At 69.6% G+C, this 21,748-nt stretch carries 18 protein-coding genes; 6 read left to right on the top strand and 12 right to left on the bottom strand.

Features of this window, described 5'->3' with window-relative positions; all coding sequences use genetic code 11:
- Window positions 1-17: 17 nt before the first annotated feature.
- The 3 genes from C7416_RS15050 to edd all read right to left on the bottom strand — a co-directional run bounded on the left by C7416_RS15050 (window position 18) and on the right by edd (window position 4,300).
- A complete protein-coding gene (locus tag C7416_RS15050) occupies window positions 18-1,493 on the bottom strand; it encodes a circularly permuted type 2 ATP-grasp protein (protein WP_111519662.1) in 1,476 nt (491 codons plus the stop codon).
- Window positions 1,494-1,830: 337 nt separating this feature from the next.
- A complete protein-coding gene (locus tag C7416_RS15045; protein ID WP_111519661.1) occupies window positions 1,831-2,337 on the bottom strand; it encodes a gluconokinase in 507 nt (168 codons plus the stop codon).
- A 70-nt stretch (window positions 2,338-2,407) separates the two neighbouring features.
- The gene (edd, locus tag C7416_RS15040; protein ID WP_111519660.1) at window positions 2,408-4,300 is read right to left on the bottom strand and encodes a phosphogluconate dehydratase; all 1,893 of its coding nucleotides are present in this window, start codon (window positions 4,298-4,300) and stop codon (window positions 2,408-2,410) included.
- 265 nt (window positions 4,301-4,565) lie between these two features.
- On the opposite strand from edd, the gene C7416_RS15035 reads away from it, so the two are divergent.
- Window positions 4,566-5,516: a MurR/RpiR family transcriptional regulator gene (locus tag C7416_RS15035; RefSeq protein ID WP_111519659.1), complete on the top strand. Its 951-nt coding sequence runs from the start codon at window positions 4,566-4,568 to the stop codon at window positions 5,514-5,516.
- 22 nt (window positions 5,517-5,538) lie between these two features.
- Here the strand turns inward: C7416_RS15035 and C7416_RS15030 are convergent, their stop codons facing one another.
- The 4 genes from C7416_RS15030 to C7416_RS15015 form a co-directional block, all read right to left on the bottom strand.
- The gene (locus tag C7416_RS15030; protein ID WP_111519658.1) at window positions 5,539-7,971 is read right to left on the bottom strand and encodes a DNA internalization-related competence protein ComEC/Rec2; all 2,433 of its coding nucleotides are present in this window, start codon (window positions 7,969-7,971) and stop codon (window positions 5,539-5,541) included.
- Between the two features lie 71 nt (window positions 7,972-8,042).
- On the bottom strand, window positions 8,043-8,903 hold the full coding sequence (locus C7416_RS15025) for a TatD family hydrolase (RefSeq protein WP_111519657.1): 861 nt from the start codon (window positions 8,901-8,903) through the stop codon (window positions 8,043-8,045).
- A 13-nt stretch (window positions 8,904-8,916) separates the two neighbouring features.
- Window positions 8,917-9,657, bottom strand: a complete 741-nt coding sequence (lolD, locus tag C7416_RS15020; RefSeq protein WP_111519656.1) for a lipoprotein-releasing ABC transporter ATP-binding protein LolD — start codon at window positions 9,655-9,657, stop codon at window positions 8,917-8,919.
- Window positions 9,650-10,900 (bottom strand): lipoprotein-releasing ABC transporter permease subunit, encoded by a 1,251-nt coding sequence (locus tag C7416_RS15015; RefSeq protein ID WP_018006901.1) that lies wholly within the window; start codon window positions 10,898-10,900, stop codon window positions 9,650-9,652. The genes lolD and C7416_RS15015 overlap by 8 nt, the downstream gene beginning before the upstream one ends.
- 148 nt (window positions 10,901-11,048) lie before the next feature.
- Between C7416_RS15015 and C7416_RS15010 the strand changes: the two genes are divergently transcribed.
- Window positions 11,049-12,182 (top strand): hypothetical protein, encoded by a 1,134-nt coding sequence (locus C7416_RS15010; RefSeq protein ID WP_111519655.1) that lies wholly within the window; start codon window positions 11,049-11,051, stop codon window positions 12,180-12,182.
- A 42-nt stretch (window positions 12,183-12,224) separates the two neighbouring features.
- Window positions 12,225-13,931, top strand: coding sequence for a single-stranded-DNA-specific exonuclease RecJ (recJ, locus tag C7416_RS15005; protein ID WP_111519654.1), 1,707 nt, complete (start codon window positions 12,225-12,227; stop codon window positions 13,929-13,931).
- Window positions 13,932-13,961: 30 nt separating this feature from the next.
- Here the strand turns inward: recJ and C7416_RS15000 are convergent, their stop codons facing one another.
- The gene (locus C7416_RS15000) at window positions 13,962-14,687 is read right to left on the bottom strand and encodes a peptidoglycan DD-metalloendopeptidase family protein (RefSeq protein ID WP_111519653.1); all 726 of its coding nucleotides are present in this window, start codon (window positions 14,685-14,687) and stop codon (window positions 13,962-13,964) included.
- 203 nt (window positions 14,688-14,890) lie between these two features.
- On the opposite strand from C7416_RS15000, the gene prfB reads away from it, so the two are divergent.
- The 3 genes from prfB (at window position 14,891) to lysS (ending at window position 18,467) form a co-directional block, all read left to right on the top strand.
- Window positions 14,891-15,995 (top strand): peptide chain release factor 2 gene (prfB, locus tag C7416_RS14995; RefSeq protein ID WP_111519652.1). Its coding sequence is split into 2 segments (ribosomal slippage): window positions 14,891-14,971 and window positions 14,973-15,995, totalling 1,104 coding nucleotides; the frame shifts between segments, so codons are not numbered across the junction.
- A 111-nt stretch (window positions 15,996-16,106) separates the two neighbouring features.
- Window positions 16,107-16,865, top strand: a complete 759-nt coding sequence (locus C7416_RS14990; RefSeq protein ID WP_111519651.1) for an SDR family oxidoreductase — start codon at window positions 16,107-16,109, stop codon at window positions 16,863-16,865.
- Window positions 16,866-16,913: 48 nt separating this feature from the next.
- Window positions 16,914-18,467, top strand: coding sequence for a lysine--tRNA ligase (gene lysS / locus C7416_RS14985; protein ID WP_111519650.1), 1,554 nt, complete (start codon window positions 16,914-16,916; stop codon window positions 18,465-18,467).
- A gap of 147 nt (window positions 18,468-18,614) precedes the next feature.
- Here lysS and iscX read toward each other — a convergent pair whose 3' ends face one another.
- The 4 genes from iscX to hscB all read right to left on the bottom strand — a co-directional run bounded on the left by iscX (window position 18,615) and on the right by hscB (window position 21,713).
- A complete protein-coding gene (iscX, locus tag C7416_RS14980) occupies window positions 18,615-18,809 on the bottom strand; it encodes a Fe-S cluster assembly protein IscX (RefSeq protein ID WP_111519649.1) in 195 nt (64 codons plus the stop codon).
- A gap of 34 nt (window positions 18,810-18,843) precedes the next feature.
- On the bottom strand, window positions 18,844-19,182 hold the full coding sequence (gene fdx, locus C7416_RS14975; protein WP_111519648.1) for an ISC system 2Fe-2S type ferredoxin: 339 nt from the start codon (window positions 19,180-19,182) through the stop codon (window positions 18,844-18,846).
- 40 nt (window positions 19,183-19,222) lie between these two features.
- On the bottom strand, window positions 19,223-21,088 hold the full coding sequence (hscA, locus tag C7416_RS14970) for a Fe-S protein assembly chaperone HscA (RefSeq protein WP_111519647.1): 1,866 nt from the start codon (window positions 21,086-21,088) through the stop codon (window positions 19,223-19,225).
- A 106-nt stretch (window positions 21,089-21,194) separates the two neighbouring features.
- Window positions 21,195-21,713 carry a Fe-S protein assembly co-chaperone HscB gene (hscB, locus tag C7416_RS14965; RefSeq protein WP_111519646.1) on the bottom strand — a complete coding sequence of 173 codons (519 nt, stop codon included), beginning with the start codon at window positions 21,711-21,713 and terminating at the stop codon, window positions 21,195-21,197.
- Between the last annotated feature and the right edge of the window lie 35 nt (window positions 21,714-21,748).

Below are 21,748 nucleotides of genomic sequence, written 5' to 3'. Positions count from 1 at the left end.
CTCTCCCGAATCGTCGTTCATCGTTCCAGCACCCAGGTGTCCTTGGTGCCGCCACCCTGCGAGGAATTCACCACCAGCGAACCCTCGCGCAGCGCCACGCGCGTCAGCCCGCCCGGCACCATGCGCACCTCCTTGCCCGACAGCACGAACGGGCGCAGGTCGATATGGCGCGGCGCGATGCCGGCCTCGACATAGGTCGGGCAGGTCGACAGCGCCAGCGTGGGCTGCGCGATGTACTGCTCCGGCCTGGAGCGGACCACCTCGCGGAAGGCATCGATCTCGGCGCGCGTCGCTGCCGGCCCGACCAGCATGCCGTAGCCGCCGGCGCCATGGGTTTCCTTGACCACCAGCTCGGCCATATGGTCCAGCACGTACTGCAGATCCTCGGCGCGCCGGCACATATAGGTCGGCACGTTGCTGAGGATGGCCTCTTCGCCCAGGTAGAAGCGGATCATGTCGGGCACATACGGGTAGATCGACTTGTCGTCGGCGACGCCGGTGCCGATGGCATTGCAGATGGTCACGTTGCCGGCGCGGTAGACCGACAGCAGCCCCGCGGCGCCCAGTGCGGAATCGGGGCGGAACGCGAGCGGGTCGAGGAAGTCATCGTCGACGCGACGGTAGATCACGTCGATGCGTTGCGGCCCCTGCGTGGTGCGCATGAACAGGTGGTTGTCCTCGACGAAGAGGTCGCTGCCCTCGACCAGCTCCACCCCCATCTGCTGCGCCAGGAAGGCGTGCTCGAAGTAGGCCGAGTTGTACATGCCCGGCGTCAGCACCACCACGGTGGGATCGGCGATGGCCTGCGGCGAGACCCCGCGCAGCATGTCGAGCAGCAGGTCGGGATAGTGCGCCACCGGCGCCACGCGGTTGCGCGCGAACAGGTCCGGGAACAGGCGCATCATCATCTTGCGGTTCTCGAGCATGTACGACACGCCCGACGGCACGCGCAGGTTGTCTTCCAGCACGTAGAACTCGCCCTCGCCGGCACGCACCACGTCGATGCCGGCGACATGCGCATAGACGTCGTGCGGCACGCTGACGCCGAGCATCTCGGGCCGGTACTGGGCGTTGTTGTAGATCTGGTCGGGCGGGATCACGCCGGCGCGGATGATGTCCTGGCCGTGGTAGATGTCGTGGATGAAGCGGTTCAGCGCGGCCACGCGCTGGCGCAGGCCTTTTTCCAGCAGCGCCCATTCGCTCGCGGGAAAAATGCGCGGGACCACGTCGAACGGAATGGTGCGCTCGGTGCCGCTGTTGGCTTCATCCTTGTCGCCGTAGACGGCGAAGGTGATGCCCACGCGCCGGAACACCAGGTCGGCCTCGGCGCGCTTGTTGGCCATGGTGCTTTCGGTCTGGCGCGCCAGCCATTCGGCGAAATGCCGGTAATGCGGGCGTACCGCCCCTTCAGGCAAGGCCTGGCCTGCGTGGATCAGCGCCGGCGCCTTGTCCTCGCGCCAGTCCAGCATCTCGTCGAAGTACCGCGCCGCCATGATGGCCGCTCCTCCATGTCGCGGGCGCCGCTGCCGGCCGCCCTGGTTGCCCTGGCTGTCTTGCCCTGCCGCGCGCCGATTGGCGCCAGCGGCGGTGATGCCGTCGAGTCACTGGCCCTTCCAGCATACCCGTGCCGGCGAAAGCCGCAAGGTGGCGCGGCGGGCCGCCCGTGCCACCAATCCCGCGCCGCACCGGCACCGAAACCAGGCTAGCAAGATGCCTGCCAGCGCACGCAAAAACGGCCGCCGGCGAGGCCGGCGGCCGTTTTTGCGAACCATGGAAAAAGCGGGAAGCTCGTCCCGGATCATGCCCCTGCGTGGGCACGTTGGCGGAAGATCAGCGCGCGGCGCCGGCGCCCGGCCGCACGGTGGCCTGCAGGATGGTGTCCACCAGCGCTTCGGGTGACTGGCGGATATCGAGCGCCAGCGCGTCGCCGGGTTCTTCGAGCGTATTGAACTGGCTTTGCAGCAGCTCGGGGTTGAAGAAATGCTCGGTGCGCGCGGACAGGCGCTGGCCGATCAGCGCGGCATCCCCCTTCATGAACACGAAGGTCACGCCGCCATCGGGCGGGGTCAGCCGGTCGCGGTAAGCCTGGCGCAGCGCCGAGCAGGTGAACACATGGGTGCGGCCCTCGGCGCGGGCGGTGTCGATGGCCGCGCGCATCGCGGCCAGCCACGGCCAGCGGTCTTCGTCGGTCAGCGGGATGCCGGCGTGCATCTTGGCCTTGTTGGCGTCGCTGTGGAAGTCGTCGGCGTCATGGAAGCCGCAGCCCAGCCGCTGCGCCAGCAGCTGGCCGACCGTGGTCTTGCCGCTGCCGGAAACGCCCATCAGGATATAGATCATGTCTGCTCCGTCGGTCTTGGTATCGGATGGTGGGACCATCCTTGTCGGTTGCTTGCCTGTCCTGGTCCGTTTATTGTGCGACGGATCGCAACTCGGCGGTACGGCCGTCGGCGCCAGCCGCTGCGGCATCCAGTTCGGACAGGTCGAGTGCGCTGCCGCCCTCTTCCGCGATCCGAGCATGGCGCCGGAACAGGCCGAACAGGCCGCGCCCCAGGCTGAACTGCGCGAACGGATCGGCAGGCGCGCGTGCCGGCGCCCGCGCCGCGAATTCGGCCTCGTCGCCCAGCCATTGCAGCGTGCCGGCGACGGCGTCGACGCGGATGCGATCGCCGTCACGCACGCGCGCCAGCGCGCCGCCTGCCAGCGCCTCGGGACCGACGTGGATCACCGCCGGCACCTTGCCCGAGGCGCCGGACATGCGCCCGTCGGTCACCAGCGCCACCTGGTGGCCGGCGTCCTGCAGCGCGCCCAGCACCGGGGTCAGCCGGTGCAGCTCCGGCATGCCGTTGGCATTGGGCCCCTGGAAGCGCACCACCGCGACCAGGTCGCCGCCGAGTTCGCCAGCGTCGAACGCCGCCTGCAGCGCCCCCTGCGAATCGAACACCCGCACCGGGGCTTCGACCACGCGGTGCTCCGGCGCCACGGCCGAGACCTTGATCACGCCGCGCCCCAGGTTGCCCTGCATCAGCCGCAGCCCACCCTCGGCGGAGAACGGCGCGGCGGCTGTCGCCAGCACCTGCGGGTCGCCGCTCTGTGCGGCGCCGTCGCGCCAGTGCAGCACGCCGTCCGTCATCACCGGTTCCTGCGCATAACGGGCCAGGCCCGGGCCGGCCACGGTCTGCACGTCCTCGTGCAGCAGGCCGGCCTGCAGCAGCTCGCGGATCACGAAGCCGGCGCCGCCGGCGGCATGGAAGTGGTTCACATCGGCCGAGCCGTTGGGATAGATGCGCGCCAGCAGCGGCGTGATGCGCGACAGCAGGTCGAAATCGTTCCAGTCGATGACGATGCCGGCGGCGCGCGCCATCGCCACCAGGTGGATGGTGTGGTTGGTCGAGCCGCCCGTGGCCAGCAGGCCGACCATGGCATTGGCGATCGCGCGTTCGTCGACGATGCGCGCCAGCGGCAGGTAATCGTCGCCGCGCGCGCGCAGCGCGATCGCGCGCTGTGCCGCCGCGGCCGTCAGCGCATCGCGCAGGCCGCTGTCGGGGTGGACGAAGGCCGCGCCCGGCAGGTGCAGGCCCATGATTTCCATCAGGAACTGGTTGCTGTTGGCGGTGCCGTAGAAGGTGCAGGTGCCGGCGCCGTGATAGGCCTGGCATTCGGCCTCCAGCAGCGCTTCGCGCCCGACCTGGCCGGTGGCGTAGAGCTGGCGCACGCGCGCCTTTTCCTTGTTGGGCAGCCCGCTGGCCATCGGGCCCGCCGGCACGAACACCATCGGCAGGTGGCCGAACTGCAGCGCGCCCATCAGCAACCCCGGCACGATCTTGTCGCACACCCCGAGCATCAGCGCGGCATCGAAGGTGTTGTGCGACAGCGCCACCGCGGTGCCCATGGCAATCGCATCGCGCGAGAACAGCGACAGCTCCATGCCGGCGTTGCCCTGCGTGATGCCGTCGCACATCGCCGGCACGCCGCCTGCCACCTGTGCCACCGCGCCGACCGCGCGCGCGGCCTCGCGGATCACGGCGGGATAGCGCTCGTAGGGCTGGTGCGCCGACAGCATGTCGTTGTACGCGGTAACGATGCCCAGGTTGGGCGCATGCTCGACGCGCAGCTTGAGCTTGTCGCTGGCGGGCAGCGCGGCAAAGCCGTGCGCCAGGTTGGCGCAGGACATGCCGCGCAGCGGCGCGAGTTCCGCCTGCGCGCGCTCGCAGCGGGCAAGGTAGGCGGCACGGCTGGCGCGGCTGCGCGAAACGATGCGGTCGGTAACGGCCTGGAGCTCGGCATGGACGACAGAAGGCATGGCGATGACGGTCCTTGTGGGCAGAATGAGGCGTGGCGACGGGCGCCCGCACGGGCGCGACCGCCTGTAGATTTTCTACAGATCGGGCGCCATTATAACCAGCGCCTGCCGCCCGTCGACCCGCCCACGCAGAAAATTCCCGCAGAAAATGCCGTAATCAGTACAAACCCGGAGAGCCAGCCAACCCTCGCCTCAGGCAATATGCGGCGCCAATCCATGTAGAATCTCTACATACCCCTCCACACCGATACCGCCGACTGCCGCCATGCGCGACCGCATCCTTGCCGTCTACGACACCCTTCGTCCCTCAGAACGCCGCCTGGCCGACTATGTCGCCCGCCACGGCGCCGCCGTGATCCGGCTGTCGATGCCGGAACTGGCCGAGCGGGCCGGGGTATCGCAACCCACCATCGCTCGCTTCTGCGCGGCGCTGGGCTACGACGGCTTCCGCGAATTCAAGCTGCAGTTCGCGCAGAACGTCGGCGGCACCCCTTTTGTGCACCAGGATGTCGCCGCCAACGACCGCCCGGCGGACATCGCCGGCAAGGTGTTCGACCGCACCATTGCCACGCTGATGAGCGTGCGCAACGCGCTGTCGGCCGACCAGATCGAGCATGGCATCCGGCTGCTCGCCGGCGCACGCCGCATCGAGTTCTATGGCTGCGGCAACTCCGGCATCGTCGCGCTCGACCTGCAGCACAAGTTCTTCCGCCTGGGCATGCCGACCGTCGCCTATGCCGACCCGCACGTGTTCAGCATGTCGGCGGCGCTGCTGGCCCCGGGCGACGTGGCCGTGCTGGTCTCCAACAGCGGCCGCACCTGGGATATGCTGACCGCCGCCACGCTGGCGCGCAGCAGCGGCGCGAGCGTGCTGGCACTGACCCATAGCGGCTCGCCGCTGGCCCGGCTGGCCGATGTCTGCGTGTTCTCGGACGTCGAGGAAGACAGCGAGGTCTACACGCCGATGACCTCGCGCATCAGCCACCTGGTGCTGGGCGACGTGCTTGCCGCCGGCGTCGCGCTGGCGCGCGCGGACACGGTCGCGCCGCGCCTGCAGCGCGCCAAGGCGCATCTGCGCGAGCGGCGCATCGCCGGCGCCGAGCCGGCGCCGGCACGCAGCCGGGACCGCACGGCGGCGGCCGAGCCCGCCATGCCCTCTACGCCCACCAAGCCCGCACCGCGCGCCGCACGCCCGGGCCGCCGCAAGGCCGGCTGACCGCCCGCGACACCAGCGCGTGCTAGCGCGGCGCCGGCCGCCGTTCCCGCCAGTAGCGCTGCTCCGCCTGCCGGAACATCGACAGCGTGTAACCCGCGCGCGCCGTGTCCATGGTCACCGCGCCGGTTTCGTCGGTGCGATAGCGCGGGATGCCCGCGCGGCCAAAGCGCTCCCAGACTTCAGCGTTCGGGTGGCGATACCGGTTGCCATAGCCCAATTGGAACACCGCGGCCGCGGGCCCGACCGCCTCGACCCAGTCCGCGCCGGACGACGTAGCGCTGCCGTGATGCGCCACCACCAGCACGTCGGCGTGCAAGGCTTCAGCCGGCAAGCGCGCGATCAACGCACGCTCCTGCGCCAGGCCGATATCGCCGGTCAGCAGCAGGCTGTGCGCGGCGGTGTCCACGCGCAGCACGCAACTGCGCGCATTGCTGGCGATGGCGGCCTGCTGCGACTGCTCGGGCAACGGGTGCAGCACGGCAAAGCGCACGCCGTCCCACTGCCATTGCTGTCCCGCTGCGCATGGGTTCCATTCGGCTGGACCAGTCCCCGGATGGCGAGCTCCGAGCAGCGGGTGGCCAGCAGGCGCACCGGTGCTGCGTGCCACCAGGTCGACCGTTCCCACAATGTCCGCCACGCCGCCGGCATGATCGGTGTCTTCATGGCTGACCATCAGGTGGTCGAGCCGCGTCACCCCCTCGGCGCGCAATAGCGGCACCACCACTTGCGCGCCCGCGCTGGAGCCCCCGGCATAACCCGGCCCCGTGTCGTACAGCAACGCGTGCGCTCGCGTGCGCACCAGCACCGCCGTGCCCTGCCCGACGTCGAACATCACCGCGCGGAACTGGCCGTCGGCCACCGGCGGGCCGCGCGCCACCAGCATCGGCAGCATCAGCAGCGCGCCATGCCCGCGCAGGCGCGCGGAAGCCACGGGCGCTACCAGCAGCGCCACGCCAAGCGCAGCCAGCAGCAGCGCCCCCGGCCCGGCGCTGGCGGCCTCCCACATCGCCCCGGGCAGCACGGAAAACCATTGCAACACGGCAGCCAGTCCCTGCATGGCAAAGTGGGCGAGCGCCATCACCGGCACGGCCAGCCACAGCGGCAGCGCGGCGCCCAGCAGCGCCAGCGGCGTCACCAGCAGGCTGACCACCGGAATAGCCAGGGCATTGGCGAACGGCGACACCACCGACACCTGGCCGAACAGCAGCAGCGTCAGCGGCACCAGCCCGATGGTCACGGCCCACTGGGTGCGCGCTGCCGCGGCAAGCGCGGCCCGCAGCCGTTGCCAACGCCCTGCGATGGCGGCGTCGCGTCCCGGGCGGGCAGCGAAGAAGATCACCGCGACGGCACCGAAGGACAGCCAGAAACCGGGCAGCATGACCGCCCACGGATCCAGCAGCAACGCCACCAGCGCCGCCCACGCCAGCACCACCGACGCCGGCGGCGCGCGTGCTCCCCACACCGCAACCGCCGCGACGCAGAGCATGGCGACGGTGCGCAGCGCCGGGATCTGCATGCCGGCCAGCATGCCGTAGCCAAGCGCGGTGGCCACCGCCATCACCAGCGCGGCTTGCCGGGCGGGCAGCCACAATGGCAGCGGCCGGCGCAGGTAGCGGCCAAAGCCGAACGAATGGCGCCACAGCAGTCCGGCAAGCGACGCCGCCATGCCGGCCACCATGGTGATATGCAGCCCTGAAATGGCCACCAGGTGGCTCACGCCGGTACGCCGGAACAGCTGCCAGTCTTGCGCCTCGATGCCGCGCTGGTCGCCGATCACCAGCGCGACCAGCACCGCGCCATAGCGCGCGCCGGCCGGCAGCGCGGCGCGCAGATGGTCGCGCACGGCGGCGCGCCACGCTTCTATGCGCCAGGCCAGCCGCTCGCCGGCGGCATCCTGCGGCGGACCGTGGGCGCGGCGCACGTAGCCGGTCGCGCCATAGCCTTGCGCCAGCAGCCAGTAGGCGTAATCGAAACCGAACGGATTGGCGAGCCCGCGCGGGCGCCGCAGGCGCAGGGTCAGCGTGAAGCGTTGCCCCGGGCTTAACTCGAGCGGCGCGTCGCGCCAGTTGAGGATGATCCGGCCCGGCAACGGCGGGGCTGAACCGGCGGCCGGCTCGACAGTGAACGCGAAGCGTGTGCCGGTGACGGTTTGGGTGGGCAGGCCCGAGACCACCCCGCGCACGTCGAGGTCGCGGGCTTCCAGCGCCACGGGCAGCCATTCGCGCAGGCGCAGTTCGGCGCGCCAGGCTGCCCAGCAGTACGCCATGGCAAAGGCCAGCGCCGCCAGTACCAGGCCTTGCAGCATGGCAGGCAGGCGCCTGCCCCACAGGGCCATGCCGATGGCGCACAACGCCAGCAGCGCGGCGCCCAGGCGCAGGCCGTGCGGCTGCGGCAGCGTCGACTGCTGCTGCAGGGCCCAGCATCCGGCCACGAATGCCACCACGAAGCGACGCACGGCACCTCCTCCGATGATCTTGCATGACCGGAGTTGTACCCGCGCGCAGGCGCGGCAAGCTTGTCAGCCTGTCAAGAAGGCGTGGAAGTTGTGTGACCGCCAGCGAGCGGAGGCGCCATGGTGTCGGCAAACGCCGCCAGACGCGGCAGCGCCGCCACGGCGTTGCGCCAGGTCGCCTGCGCCAGCGCCAGGGCATCGATGCCGCGCAGTTCCGCCATCACGCGCGCCACGCCGGCCACCTCGGCGGGCGTGTTGCGCGCCTTGTGCTGTTCGCCGAACTGGTCGTCCGACAGCCATGCCGGCGCGATGTCCGGCGCATCGGTTTCCAGCACCAGCGCCTCCAGCGGCAGCTCCGTCGCCAGCCGGCGGATCTGGCGCGCGCGGCTGAAGGTGACATTGCCGCCGAAGCCCAGCTTCAGGCCCTGCTCGACGAAGCGCCGTGCCTGTTCGTGGCTGCCGTTGAAGGCGTGGGCGATGCCGCGCTTCACGCCGAGCTTGCGCAACTGCGCGCCGACCTGGTCCTGCGACTTGCGCACATGCAGCAGCACCGGCAGGTCGAACTCGCGCGCGATCTTCAGCTGTTCGACGTAGAGCCAGGTCTGGTGGTCCGCATCCAGCCCGGCGACGAAGAAGTCGAGCCCGATCTCGCCGATGCCGACGAAGCGCGGGTCGCCCATGCTGGCGGCGACCTGGCGCCGCAGCGTGTCCAGCTCGGGCTGGCCCGCGCCGGGCGAGCACAGCGGATGGATGCCCAGCGCGTAGACGCAGCGCGGATCGCGCTGCGCCAGCGCGCGCACGGTATCGAAGTTCCACGCGGCCACCGCCGGCACCACGATGCCGCGCACGCCGGCAGCCTCGGCCGCGTCGGTGACCTGCTCGCGGTCCGCATCGAACTCGCCGGCGTCGAGGTGGCAGTGGGTGTCGATCCACATGGCCGCGGCCGCTTCAGCGTTCCTGGTGCAGGTGGCCGTCGCGCAGCCGCAAAACGCGATCGCAGCGGCCGGCGAGGTCGAGGTCGTGGGTGACGATGACGAAGCTGGTGCCGAGCGTGCGCGACAGTTCCAGCATCAGGTCATAGACGCCGCCGGCGGTGTGGTCGTCGAGGTTGCCGGTGGGCTCGTCGGCCAGCACGCAGGCCGGCTGGCCCACAAGCGCGCGCGCAATGGCGACGCGCTGGCGCTCGCCGCCGGACAGCTCGCCCGGCCGGTGGCGCGAGCGCCCGCCCAGCCCGACGCGCTCCAGCATCGCCTGCGCAACCTCGCGCGCGGCCGGCTGGGTCAGGCCGCGGATGCGCAGCGGCATCGCCACGTTGTCGAGCGCGGTGAATTCCGGCAGCAGGTGGTGGAACTGATAGACAAAGCCCAGCGAGCGGTTGCGCACGACGTTGCGCTCGCGCTCGCGCAGCGCCGTGAAGGGCTTGCCGAGCAGCGCGACGCGGCCGGAATCGGGCTCGTCGAGCCCGCCCAGCACATGCAGCAGCGTGCTCTTGCCCGAACCGGAGGCACCGACGATGGCCACCTTCTCGCCGGCGTTGACGCGCACGTCGACGCCGCGCAGCACCTCGACGTCGAGCTCGCCCTGGCGGAAGCGCTTGGTCAGGCCCTCGGCCACCAGCACCGGCGCGCCGGTGCGCGGCTGGCCCGGGGCAGGCGTGGAAGTAGCGGCTTGCAGCACGGCTTCACTCATAGCGCAGCGCCTCCGCCGGGTTGACGCGGGCGGCGCGCCAGCTGGGATAGAGCGTGGCCAGCGTGGCCAGCACGAAAGAGATGATGCCGATGGTGGCGATGTCGTTCACGCGGGGATCGGAAGGCAGTTGGCTGATGAAATAGATGTCGCGCGGCAGGAACTGCACGTGCAGCAGCCGCTCGATGAAGGGCACGATCACGTCGATATTGGTGGCGATCAGCGTGCCGCCGGCGACGCCCAGCAGCGTGCCGATAAAGCCGATGGCCACGCCCTGCACGATGAAGATCTTCATGATCGAGCCCGGCTGCGCGCCCATGGTGCGCAGGATGGCGATATCGGCCTGCTTGTCGGTGACGGTCATCACCAGCGTCGACACCAGGTTGAACGCGGCCACCGCGATGATCAGCGTCAGGATGATGAACATCATCCGCTTCTCGGTCTGCACCGCGGCAAACCAGTTGCGGTTCTGCTTGGACCAGTCGCGCAGGTAAAGCTCGCCCGACATGGTGCCGGCCAGTTCCTGCGCCACCAGCGGCGCGCGCTGCATGTCCTGCAGCTTCAGGCGCACGCCGGTGGGGCCGCTCAGGCGGAACAGGGTCTCGGCGTCCTGCAGGTTGACCAGCGCCAGCGCGCTGTCGAACTCGAAGTGGCCGGACGAGAACACGCCCACCACGGTGAACTGCTTGAGCCGCGGCAGCACGCCGGCAGGCGTGATGGTGCCCTGCGGCGCCAGCAGCGTGACCTTGTCACCGACCTGCACGCCCATGGCATTGGCCAGCTCGTTGCCCAGTGCGATGCCGAAGCTGCCCGGCACCAGCGCCGCCATGTTGCCGGCGCGGAACTGGCTGCCGATCTCAGACACCTTGGGCTCCTGCGACGGCTCGACGCCGCGCAGCAGCACGCCGCGCACGGCATCGTCGCGGGTCAGCATGGCCTGCGCCGCCACGTAGGGCGCGGCACCGACCACTTCCTTGTTCTGCAGCGCCTCGGCCGCGGTCTTCTGCCAGTCCGGCAGCGCCGACGGGCCGATCACCTCGATATGCGCCAGCACCGACAGCATGCGGTCGCGCACCTCCTTCTGGAACCCGTTCATCACCGACAGCACCACGATCAGCGCGGCCACGCCGAGCGCGATGCCCAGCATCGAGATCATCGAGATAAACGAAATGAAGGTGTTGCGGCTGGCGCGCTTGCTTGCGCGGGTATATCGCCAGCCGATCTGCCACTCGTAGGGAAATTTCAAGAGGATTCCTGTTGGTTCGGGAAAGCGCCATTGCCCGTCGGGGCGCCGCCGGCGGCACGCAGGGCACACTGGCGGGCGGCGCCGCGTTCACGTCGCGGCCGGGTCCGGGGCTGGCGCGAGCCAGCCGGGAGTTTACAATCTCGCCACCATGATGACGCACCTGACCCTGATTGTGCCCTTTTCCGTCCCGCCCGGCGCTGGCGACGACGGCCGCGACGACGTCGTTCCCGGCGCGCTGCTGCGGCAATTGGAGCTGCCGGCGCTCGGAAAGTTGCTGACCCGGGCCGCGCCCGGGCCGCGCGAGCGGCACGACGACCCTTTCCTGCGCAGCCTGCCGCAGGAGCGCTGGCTGGCCGGCAAGGCCGGACTGGACACGGTGCGGGTGCCGCTGGCGCCCTATATGCGGCTGGCCGACCGCGCCGGCGCGGCCGCCGGCACACCGACCGCCGGCACCCCGGTCACCGCCGACGGCCAATCCTGGGCCTGCCTGCAGCCGGTGCACATCCATGCCGCGCGCGATCACCTGGTGCTGATGCCGCCGGGCCAGCTCGGCCTGCGGCCACAGGAAGCCACCGCGCTGCGCGAGGCCATCGACGCCCTGCTGCAGGAGTCCGGCATCGCGCTGGAGACGCCCTGCCCGCAGCGCTGGTACCTGCCCGAGGCCGTGTTCGGCCCGCTCGAGGCCACCACGCCGCTACGCGCGGCGGGCCGCAATATCGACATCTGGATGCAGGCCGGTGAACGCGCCCGCGACTGGCGCCGGCTGCAGAACGAAATCCAGATGACGTGGTTCGACCACCGCGTCAACCAGGCCCGCGAAGCCGCCGGCGAGGTGCCGGTCAACTCGGTCTGGCTGTACGGCGGCGGCGCGCTGCGGCCGGTGCCGCGGCTGGCCGATACGGTGCTGAGCAACGACCCCTTCCTGAGCGGCCTGGCGCTGGCCGGCGGCAGCCGCGTGCTGCCGGTGCCGGCGGGCCTGGCCGGCGCGGCCGGGCTCGAAGGCTCGGTGCTGGCGATGCTCGACAGCGCCACCGAGGCGCATATCGCCGAGGACTGGGGGCTGTGGCTGGACCGCATGCACGCGCTCGATGCCGACTGGTTCGCCCCGGCGCTGGAAGCGCTGGCGGCCGGCCGGATCGGCGCCATCACGCTGGTGCTGGGCGGGGAGAACCACTTTGCCGAGTTCACCGTGCGGCGCGCCGACCTGCGCAAGTTCTGGCGCGGCATGGGCCAGCGCGGCGACTGGCGCGCGCTGCTGTCCGACCTTGCCCTTGCCGCGTGAAGCCTGAAGCCATCGCCCCCGACTCCTAATGCCGCCCCGCCCATGACCCGGATCGCTATCCGCCAGTATTCCCCCGAACACGCCAGCGCGCTGGCCGCCACCGGCCTGCACCCGACCCTGGCGCGCATCCTGGCCGCGCGCGGCGTGGCCCGCGCCACGGAACTCGCCACCGACCTGCCCGAACTGGTTCCGCCCGCGGCCATGAAGGGCATCGGCCACGCCGCGGCCTACCTGGCCGACGCCATCGCCGCCGGCAAGCGCCTGCTGATCGTCGCCGACTATGACTGCGACGGCGCCACCGCGTGCGCGGTCGGCGTGCGCGGGCTGCGCATGCTGGGCGCGCGGGTCGAGTACATCGTGCCCAACCGCTTCGAATACGGCTATGGCCTGACGCCGGAAATCGTCGCGCTGGCGGCGAAGCAGAATCCGGATGTGATCGTCACGGTCGACAACGGCATCGCCAGCGTCGACGGCGTGGCCGCGGCCAATGCGCTGGGCATCGACGTGGTGGTGACCGACCACCATCTGCCTGGCTCGGAGTTGCCGCAGGCCGCTGTCATCGTCAACCCGAACCAGCCGGGCTGCGAATTCCCCAGCAAGAACCTGGCCGGCGTGGGCGTGATGTTCTACGTCCTGCTGGCGCTGCGCGCCGAGCTGCGCCGCCGTGGCGTCTACACTCAGCAGACCCAGCCGCCGCTGCAGACGCTGCTGGACCTGGTGGCGCTGGGCACCGTGGCCGACGTGGTCAAGCTCGACACCAACAACCGCATCCTGGTGGCGCAGGGCCTGCGCCGCATGCGTGCCGGCCGCATGCAGCCCGGCGTGGCCGCGCTGTTCCGCGCCGCCGGGCGCGAGGCCGCGCGCGCCAATACCTTCGACCTCGGCTTCGGCCTCGGTCCGCGCCTGAATGCGGCCGGCCGGCTGGCCGACATGTCACTGGGCATCGAGTGCCTGCTGACCGACGATGCCAACCGCGCCTGGGAAATCGCCCAGGAGCTGGACAGCATGAACCGCGAGCGGCGCGACATCGAGGCCGGCATGCAGCAGGAGGCGCTGCAGATCCTGGAGCAGCCCATGGCCGGACTGGCGGGGCCGGACGCGTCGGCGCGCTATACCGTCAGCGTGTTCAACGATACCTGGCACCAGGGCGTGATCGGCATCGTGGCATCGCGGCTGAAGGACAAGTTCCACCGCCCCACCATCACCTTCGCGCCGGGCGACGACACCACCGTCAAGGGCTCGGGCCGCTCGATCCCGGGCTTCCACCTGCGCGATGCGCTCGACCTGGTGTCCAAGCGCCACCCCGGCATGCTGCTCAAGTTCGGCGGCCATGCCATGGCGGCGGGGCTGACCGTGCGCGCCGAGCGCTTTGCCGAATTCCAGGAAGCGTTCGAGGCAGTCGGGCGCGAATGGCTGACCGACGACCAGCTGGCGCGCGTGATCGAGACCGACGGCGATATCGAGGACCAGTGCTTCAGCCCGGAGTTCGTCACCCTGCTGGAGCAGCAGGTGTGGGGCCAGGGCTTTCCGGCGCCGACCTTCTGCGGCGAGTTCGACGTGCTGCGCCAGAGCGTGCTCAAGGGCAAGCACCTGAAGCTGCAGCTGGGGCGCGGCAGCCAGCGCTTCGACGCGATCTGGTTCAACCACGCCGACTCGCTCGGCGCCAGCGCGCAGGTGGCGTACCGGCTCGACAACAACACCTTCAACGGCGTCACCCGCGTGCAGCTGGTGATCGAGCACGCGCAGTAGCGTGCCCGGCGGGGGCGCGGTGCGCCCCGCTCAGCCGCGCGACGGCAGGTAGCTGGCCGGATTCACCGGCTTGCCGTTGCCGCGCACCTCGAAGTGCAGTTCGCTCGGGCTCGCGCCCATGCGGCCCACGTCCTGTCCCGCCGACACCTGCGCGCCTTCGCTGACCAGCGGCTGGTCCAGGTTGCCGTACACCGTGAGCCAGTCGTCGTTGTGCTTGACTATCACCAGCATGCCGTAGCCGCGCAGGTTGCCGACGTGGATGGCGCGGCCGGCGGCGGCGGCGCGCACCGTGCCGTGGGCCGGCACGGCGATGCTCAGGCCCTTGCTGGCGGGCGGGGAGAAACCCGCCGTGACGCGGCCGTCGGCCGGCCATTGCAGGCGGATGCTGCTGGCCGGCGGGCGGGATGCCGCGGCGCTGTCGACGCGCGGCGTATCGGTTACGGCCTGGCCGGTGCCGGTCGAAGCCGTGGCACTGCCGGCCGCGGCGCCGGGCGGGCGCACCCGGATCAGCTGGCCCACCTCGATCTGGCTCGGGCTGGTGATGTCGCTGTTCCAGCGGGTCAGATCGCGCACGCTGCGGCGGTGCTTGCGGGCGATCGAATACAACGTGTCGCCCCGCTCCACGCGGTAGAAGCCGTCCGGCGCGGGGCCGGTGTCCATGGTGCCGCAGCCCGCTGCGACCATAGCCGTGGCCGCCAGCAGCAGGCCCAGCGCGCGGCGCCGGCCTGGCTCGATGTCATGTCTGGTTTGCGTCATTCGTCCCTGTTCGTTGTCTTGCCGGGGGCGGCTTGCAAACGCGTATTATCGCCGCGTGCGCTGCCCGACACCGCCGGATAGACCGTTGCGGGCGTATTCCGTTCGCCGTGCGCGGCCCGCGAACCGGCCCGCATCGCCGAATCCGCGCCCGGATCACGGCCCCGATCCGCTATAATTCGAGGTTTTCGAAGCGCAGGAACATCATGGAAGCAGAACGCCTCAACGCCATCTCCGGTGCCATCTCCGATCTCCGTTCCCGGACGGAAGATCTACGGGGGTATCTTTGACTACGATGTCAAAGTAGGAAGGCTGGACGAAGTCAACGGCCTGCTGGAAGACCCCGACGTCTGGAACAACCCCAAGCGGGCCCAGGACCTCGGCAAGGAAAAGAAGATGCTCGAGGGCGTGGTCGGCGTCCTGGGCAAGCTCACCGATGACCTCGTCGGTGCCGAAGAGCTGTTCGAGCTCGCCAAGGAAGAAGGCGACGACGACACCCTCGAGTCGATCGAGACCGACGTCAAGGGCTTCGAGGCGGTGGTGGCGGACATGGAATTCCGCCGCATGTTCGCCGGCGAGATGGATCAGGCCAACGCCTTTATCGACATCCAGGCCGGCGCCGGCGGCACCGAAGCGTGCGACTGGGCCTCGATGCTGCTGCGCCAGTACCTGAAGTACTGCGAGCGCAAGGGCTTCAAGGCCGAGGTGCTGGAAGAGTCAGAAGGCGACGTCGCCGGCATCAAGAGCGCGACCATCAAGATCGAGGGCGAATACGCCTTCGGCTACCTGCGCACCGAAACCGGCGTGCACCGCCTGGTGCGCAAGTCGCCGTTCGATTCGTCGGGCGGGCGCCATACCTCGTTCTCGTCGGTGTTCGTTTACCCCGAGGTGGACGACTCGTTCGAGGTCGAGATCAACCCGGCGGACCTGCGCGTGGATACCTACCGCGCCTCGGGCGCGGGCGGCCAGCACATCAACAAGACCGATTCGGCCGTGCGTATCACGCACATCCCGACCGGCATTGTGGTGCAGTGCCAGAACGACCGCTCGCAGCACCGCAACCGCGCCGAAGCCATGTCGATGCTGAAGTCGCGCCTGTACGAGCACGAGATGCGCAAGCGCCAGGCCGAGGCCGACAAGCTCGAGGCCGGCAAGACCGACGTGGGCTGGGGCCACCAGATCCGCTCCTACGTGCTGGACCAGAGCCGCATCAAGGACCTGCGCACCAACGTGGAAATGTCCAACACCCAGAAGGTGCTGGACGGCGACCTGGACCCGTTCATCGAGGCCAGCCTCAAGCAGGGACTATAAGGCGACTGCAAGACCGTACCCGCCGCCGGCCGGCGGCGGCACAGCAACCCATCCATCGCTGTACCGCCGCCCGCGCCATGCCGGCACGACGGCCTTTCCGACCGGGGCACCATGAGCGAAGCCAATCACCTGTACATCATCACCGGCGCCTCGCGCGGGCTGGGCGCGGCACTAACCAACGCCCTGCTGGTGCCGGGCAACCGCCTGATCTGCGTGGCGCGCAGCCGCAACACCGAGCTCGAGCGCATCGCCACGCTTAGCGGCGTGCCGGTGGCCTGGCACCTGCAGGACCTGGCGCAGGCCGGCCCCGCGGCCACCTGGCTGGCCAGCGTGCTCGACACGCTCGACCTGCCGCCGACCAGCGCCACGCTGATCCTGAACGCAGGCGTGGTCGAGCCGATCGGGCCGGTCGCGGCGCTGCAGGAAAAATCGCTGGTGCCGCACCTGCTGACCAACCTGGCGGCGCCGATGACCATGACCGCGGCGTTCCTGGAGCGCACCGAGAAGTTCGGCTGCCCGCGCAAGGTGCTGGCGATCTCCTCCGGCGCGGCACGGCGCCCGATCGAAGGCTGGAGCGCCTACTGCGCCGGCAAGGCCGGGCTCGACATGTTCATGCGCTCGGTCAACGCCGAGTACGCCCAGGCCGAGGCGCCGCGCACCGTGCGCGCGGTGGCGCTGGCGCCGGGCGTGATCGATACCGGCATGCAGGCCACCATCCGCAATGCCGATTTTGCCCAGGTGCAGCGCTTCCGCGAGCTCAAGGCCAACCAGCAGCTCGCCTCGGCCGAGGAAACCGCGGGCCGCATCGTCGCCTACCTGCACCGCCCGGATTTCGGCAGCACCGAGCTGGACGATCTCCGCAACTACTGAAGCCATACTGAACCCGCGCGCTGCCCGGCGCGCGACCGACACGACATCATGACCGAACCGAACCGCGCCCAGGCCCCGGCGCAGAACAAGGCCGCCGCCGACACGCCCGCCGTCGACGAAAACAAGATCATCGCGGAGCGGCGCGAAAAACTGGCCGCGCTGCGCCAGCAAGGCGTGGCCTTCCCCAACGATTTCCGCCCCACCCACCAGGCCGCCGCGCTGCAGGCGCAGTACGCCGACACCGAGCAGGCCACGCTCGAGGCCGCGCCGGTCGAGGTCGCGATCGCCGGGCGCATGATGCTCAAGCGCGTGATGGGCAAGGCCAGCTTCGCCACCGTGCAGGACGGCAGCGGCCAGATCCAGTTCTACATCACCCGCGACAAGGTCGGCGAAGAGGTCTACGCGGCCTTCAAGCACTGGGACCTGGGCGACATCATCAGCGCGCGCGGCGAGCTGTTCCGCACCAACAAGGGCGAGCTGTCGGTGCAGGTGCGCGAGCTGCGCCTGCTGTCCAAGTCGCTGCGCCCGCTGCCGGACAAGTTCCACGGCCTGGCCGACCAGGAAATGAAGTACCGCCAGCGCTATGTCGACCTGATCGTGTCGCCGGAAACGCGCAACACCTTCCGCGCGCGCACCGACGCGATCTCGTCGCTGCGCCGCCATATGGCCGACGCCGGCTTCATGGAAGTGGAAACGCCGATGCTGCACCCGATCCCGGGCGGCGCCGCGGCCAAGCCCTTCATCACGCACCACAACGCGCTCGACATGCAGATGTTCCTGCGCATCGCGCCCGAGCTGTACCTGAAGCGCCTGATCGTCGGCGGCTTCGAGCGCGTGTTCGAGATCAACCGCAACTTCCGCAACGAGGGGGTGAGCCCGCGCCACAACCCCGAGTTCACCATGATGGAGTTCTACGCGGCGTACACCGACTACCGCTGGCTGATGGACTTCACCGAGGACCTGATCCGCAAGGCGGCGATCGACGCGCGCGGCAGCGCCGTGCTGACGTACCAGGACCGCGAGCTGGACCTGTCCAAGCCGTTCCACCGCCTGACCATCTGCCAGGCGATCCAGAAGTTCGCGCCGCAGTACACCGACGCGCAGCTCGGCGATGCCGAATTCCTGCGCACCGAACTGAAGAAGTTCGGCGTCAACACCAACGCGCCGCAGTTCCTCAATGCCGGGCTGGGAACGCTGCAGCTGGTGCTGTTCGAGGAAACCGCCGAGAGCCAGCTGTGGGAGCCGACCTTTATCGTCGACTACCCGGTCGAGGTCTCGCCGCTCGCGCGGGCGTCGGACACGGTGCCGGGCATCACCGAGCGCTTCGAACTGTTCATCACCGGCCGCGAGATCGCCAACGGCTTCTCCGAGCTGAACGACGCCGAGGACCAGGCCGACCGCTTCCGCAAGCAGGTCGAGCAGAAGGATGCCGGCGACGAGGAAGCGATGTACTTCGACGCCGACTATATCCGTGCGCTGGAATACGGCATGCCGCCGACGGGCGGCTGCGGCATCGGCATCGACCGGCTGGTGATGCTGCTGACGGATAGCCCGAATATCCGTGACGTGATTTTGTTCCCGCACCTGCGCAAGGAAGACTGAGGCATTGCAAACCCGCCGGTTTGCTCCCCTCTCCCGCAAGCGGGAGAGGGGAGCAAACCGAGCGGTCGATCAGTTCGTATCGTCCAGCTCCCAAGCAAAAAGGCCGGCATCAAGCCGGCCTTTTTGCTTATTCCTGACATCAGGAAGTCATTCCGCTTCCTCGATCCACGCCTGCTGGATCGCCTCCAGGATCTTCTCGCCCGAGCGCGCCGGGTCGTCGGCAAAGCCGTCGAGCTCCAGCACCCAGCGGCGCAGGTCGGTAAAGCGCACGCCGGCCGGATCGACATCCGGGTACTTGTCGTACAGGGCTTCGGCAATGGCGTAGGTATCGGTCCACTTCATGGGCTTGTTCTCCGCTGAGGTCTGTGCCGGCCGCTCAGTGGCCTTCCTTGGCGTGGTTGATGGTGTACTTGGGGATCTCGACGGTCAGGTCTTCCTCGTCGACGATGGCCTGGCACGACAGGCGCGAATTCGGCTCCAGGCCCCAGGCCTTGTCGAGCAGATCCTCTTCCTTTTCCTCGGCCTCGTTGAGCGAGTCGAAGCCCTCGCGCACGATCACGTGGCACGTGGTGCAGGCACAGGACTTCTCGCACGCGTGCTCGAGCTCGATGCCGTGGGAGAGCAGCGAATCCAGCACGCTGACGCCCTTCTCGGCCTCGATCACCTTCCCTTCCGGGCAGTATTCGACGTGGGGCAAAACAATGATCTGTGGCATGTCGTTTCCTGGGTTCTGTAATGCGGTGCAGGCGCGGTGATCAGCCCAGCTCCTGCACCTTGCGCCCCGCCAGTGCGCTTTTGATCGAGCGGTCCATGCGGCGCGCCGCAAATTCGTCGGTACCGTGCGAGAGCTTTTCCACTGCGGCGCGGATGGCGAGATGGTCTTCGCCGGTGGCGATCTCGCGCACCGTCGCCATCAGCGCTTCCACCGCGGCGCGCTCATCGGCGGACAGCAGGTCGCCGTCGGTTTCCAGCGCGCGTTGCGTGGCCTCGACCAGGCGCTCCGCTTCCACGCGCTCTTCGGCCAGCGCCCGGCTCTTCATGTCGTGCTCGGCTTCGCGGAAGCTGTCCTGCAGCATGCGCGCGATATCGTCGTCGGCGAGCCCGTACGATGGCTTGACCGTGACCGAGGCTTCCACGCCCGAATGCGTCTCGCGCGCGGTCACCGACAGCAGCCCGTCGGCATCGACCTGGTAGGTCACGCGGATGCGGGCCGCGCCCGCGACCATCGGCGGGATGCCGCGCAGCTCGAAGCGCGCCAGCGAACGGCAGTCGCTGGCAAGCTCGCGCTCGCCCTGCAGCACGTGGATCGCCATCGCGGTCTGGCCGTCCTTGAAGGTAGTGAATTCCTGCGCGCGCGCCACCGGGATGGTGCTGTTGCGCGGGATGATCTTCTCGACCAGGCCGCCCATGGTCTCGACGCCCAGCGACAGCGGGATCACATCGAGCAGCAGCCAGTCCTCGCCCGGGGCATGGTTGCCGGCCAGCAGGTTGGCCTGCATCGCCGCGCCCAGCGCCACGACGCGGTCCGGATCGAGGTTGGTCAGCGGGGTCTGGCCAAAGAAATCGCCCACCGCCTTGCGGATCGACGGCATGCGCGTGGCGCCGCCGACCAGCACCACGCCCTTGACGTCTTCGGGCGTCACGCCGGCATCGCGCAGCGCCTTGCGCACCGGCGCCAGCGTCTTCTGCACCAGGTGGGCGGTGATCTGCTCGAAGGTCTCGTCGGTCAGCGTCAGGTGCACGATCTCGCCGGACTCCAGCACCGCGTCGATCACGGTGCTGTCCGCTTCCGACAGTGCCTCCTTGGCGGCGCGCGCACGCACCATCAGCAGGCGCATGTCCTGCGCCGACAGCGGCTGCAGGCCGGCCTGCTCGACGATCCAGCACAGCAGGCGCTGGTCGAAGTCATCGCCGCCCAGCGCGGAATCGCCGCCGGTGGCCATCACCTCGAACACGCCCTGGGTCAGCTTGAGCACCGAGATATCGAAGGTGCCGCCGCCGAGGTCATACACGGCATAGATGCCTTCGGCGGCGTTGTCGAGTCCGTAGGCGATGGCCGCGGCGGTGGGCTCGTTGAGCAGGCGCAGCACTTCCAGCCCGGCCAGGCGCGCGGCGTCTTTGGTCGCCTGGCGCTGGGCCTCGTCGAAATACGCCGGCACCGTGATGACCGCCCCGACCAGGTCGTCGCCGAGACTGTCTTCGGCGCGCTGGCGCAGCGTGGCCAGGATCTCGGCCGAGATCTCGACCGGGCTCTTCACGCCGGCCGCGGTCTTGATCTGCACCATGCCGGGCGCATCGACGAAGTCGTACGGGCTGTGCTCGATATTGGCGACGTCACGCAGGCCGCGGCCCATGAAGCGCTTGACCGAGACGATGGTGTTCTTGGGGTCGCGCACCGCTTCGTCCTGGGCCCGGTAGCCGATATGCGCGGTACGGTCAGGCAGGTAGCGCACCACCGACGGCAGCAGCGCGCGGCCGCGCTCGTCGGCCAGCACTTCGGGAATGCTGCTGCGCACCGCGGCCACCAGCGAGTTGGTGGTGCCGAGGTCGATGCCGACGGCCAGGCGGCGTTGGTGGGGCGCCGGCGACATGCCGGGTTCGGAAATCTGGAGCAGTGCCATGGTAATTCTTCGCTGTCTTGTACGGCAGGGGAAACCGCCATGCGGGGCGGCATGTGCGGTTTTCAGGCCGGGCGCCATTGTGTCACGGCCCCGGCGATCTTGCCGGTCAGTCTTCCAGCCGGTCGATGGCCTCGCTGGTATCGTGCTCGATCTTCTCGATAAACATCAGTTGCCGCACCGCGCCGCCGGCCGCGTCGTTGTCGCCGGCATCCAGCAGCGCGCCCAGCGCCGCGTGGCGCTCGCGCTTTTCCTGGCGCAGCTCGCGCAACAGCGCATCGAGGCGGTCCACGTCGCGCGCTTCCACCGCATCCTGCAGCGCCTCGCGCCATTCCATCTGCTGCATCAGGAACGCGGGCGACATGGCGGTGTTGTTCTCCGCCTGCACGTCGACGCCGCGCAGCTTGAGCAGGTAGGTCGCGCGCCGCAGCGGCTGGCGCAGCGTACGGTAGGCTTCGTTGGCATGCGCGGCCCACTGCATCGCCACGCGGCGCTCGGCATCGCCGGCCTTGGCAAAGCGGTCCGGGTGCGCCTGCGACTGTACGGTGCGGTAGGCCGCGTCCAGCGCGGCCTCGTCGACGCCGTACTGCACCGGCAGGCCGAACAGCGCAAAAAAATCGTCTTTCAACTGCTTCCCCAAGAAAAAAGAGCGGCCGCGCCGCC

The organism is Cupriavidus phytorum (assembly GCF_003254285.1).
Classification (GTDB): domain Bacteria; phylum Pseudomonadota; class Gammaproteobacteria; order Burkholderiales; family Burkholderiaceae; genus Cupriavidus; species Cupriavidus phytorum.
The sequence above is the reverse complement of the archived record's forward strand: the minus strand, read 5'-3'. Positions and strand labels throughout refer to the sequence as shown.

What these genes read in the sequence shown, in the direction of transcription:
- C7416_RS15050 (WP_111519662.1), bottom strand. Translation starts at nt 1,493, where the DNA reads ATGGCGGCGCGGTACTTCGACGAGATGCTGGACTGGCGCGAGGACAAG.
- C7416_RS15045 (WP_111519661.1), bottom strand. Translation starts at nt 2,337, where the DNA reads ATGATCTATATCCTGATGGGCGTTTCCGGCAGCGGCAAGACCACGGTC.
- edd (WP_111519660.1), bottom strand. Translation starts at nt 4,300, where the DNA reads ATGCCTTCTGTCGTCCATGCCGAGCTCCAGGCCGTTACCGACCGCATC.
- C7416_RS15035 (WP_111519659.1), top strand. Translation starts at nt 4,566, where the DNA reads ATGCGCGACCGCATCCTTGCCGTCTACGACACCCTTCGTCCCTCAGAA.
- C7416_RS15025 (WP_111519657.1), bottom strand. Translation starts at nt 8,903, where the DNA reads ATGTGGATCGACACCCACTGCCACCTCGACGCCGGCGAGTTCGATGCG.
- lolD (WP_111519656.1), bottom strand. Translation starts at nt 9,657, where the DNA reads ATGAGTGAAGCCGTGCTGCAAGCCGCTACTTCCACGCCTGCCCCGGGC.
- C7416_RS15010 (WP_111519655.1), top strand. Translation starts at nt 11,049, where the DNA reads ATGATGACGCACCTGACCCTGATTGTGCCCTTTTCCGTCCCGCCCGGC.
- recJ (WP_111519654.1), top strand. Translation starts at nt 12,225, where the DNA reads ATGACCCGGATCGCTATCCGCCAGTATTCCCCCGAACACGCCAGCGCG.
- C7416_RS15000 (WP_111519653.1), bottom strand. Translation starts at nt 14,687, where the DNA reads ATGACGCAAACCAGACATGACATCGAGCCAGGCCGGCGCCGCGCGCTG.
- C7416_RS14990 (WP_111519651.1), top strand. Translation starts at nt 16,107, where the DNA reads ATGAGCGAAGCCAATCACCTGTACATCATCACCGGCGCCTCGCGCGGG.
- lysS (WP_111519650.1), top strand. Translation starts at nt 16,914, where the DNA reads ATGACCGAACCGAACCGCGCCCAGGCCCCGGCGCAGAACAAGGCCGCC.
- iscX (WP_111519649.1), bottom strand. Translation starts at nt 18,809, where the DNA reads ATGAAGTGGACCGATACCTACGCCATTGCCGAAGCCCTGTACGACAAG.
- fdx (WP_111519648.1), bottom strand. Translation starts at nt 19,182, where the DNA reads ATGCCACAGATCATTGTTTTGCCCCACGTCGAATACTGCCCGGAAGGG.
- hscA (WP_111519647.1), bottom strand. Translation starts at nt 21,088, where the DNA reads ATGGCACTGCTCCAGATTTCCGAACCCGGCATGTCGCCGGCGCCCCAC.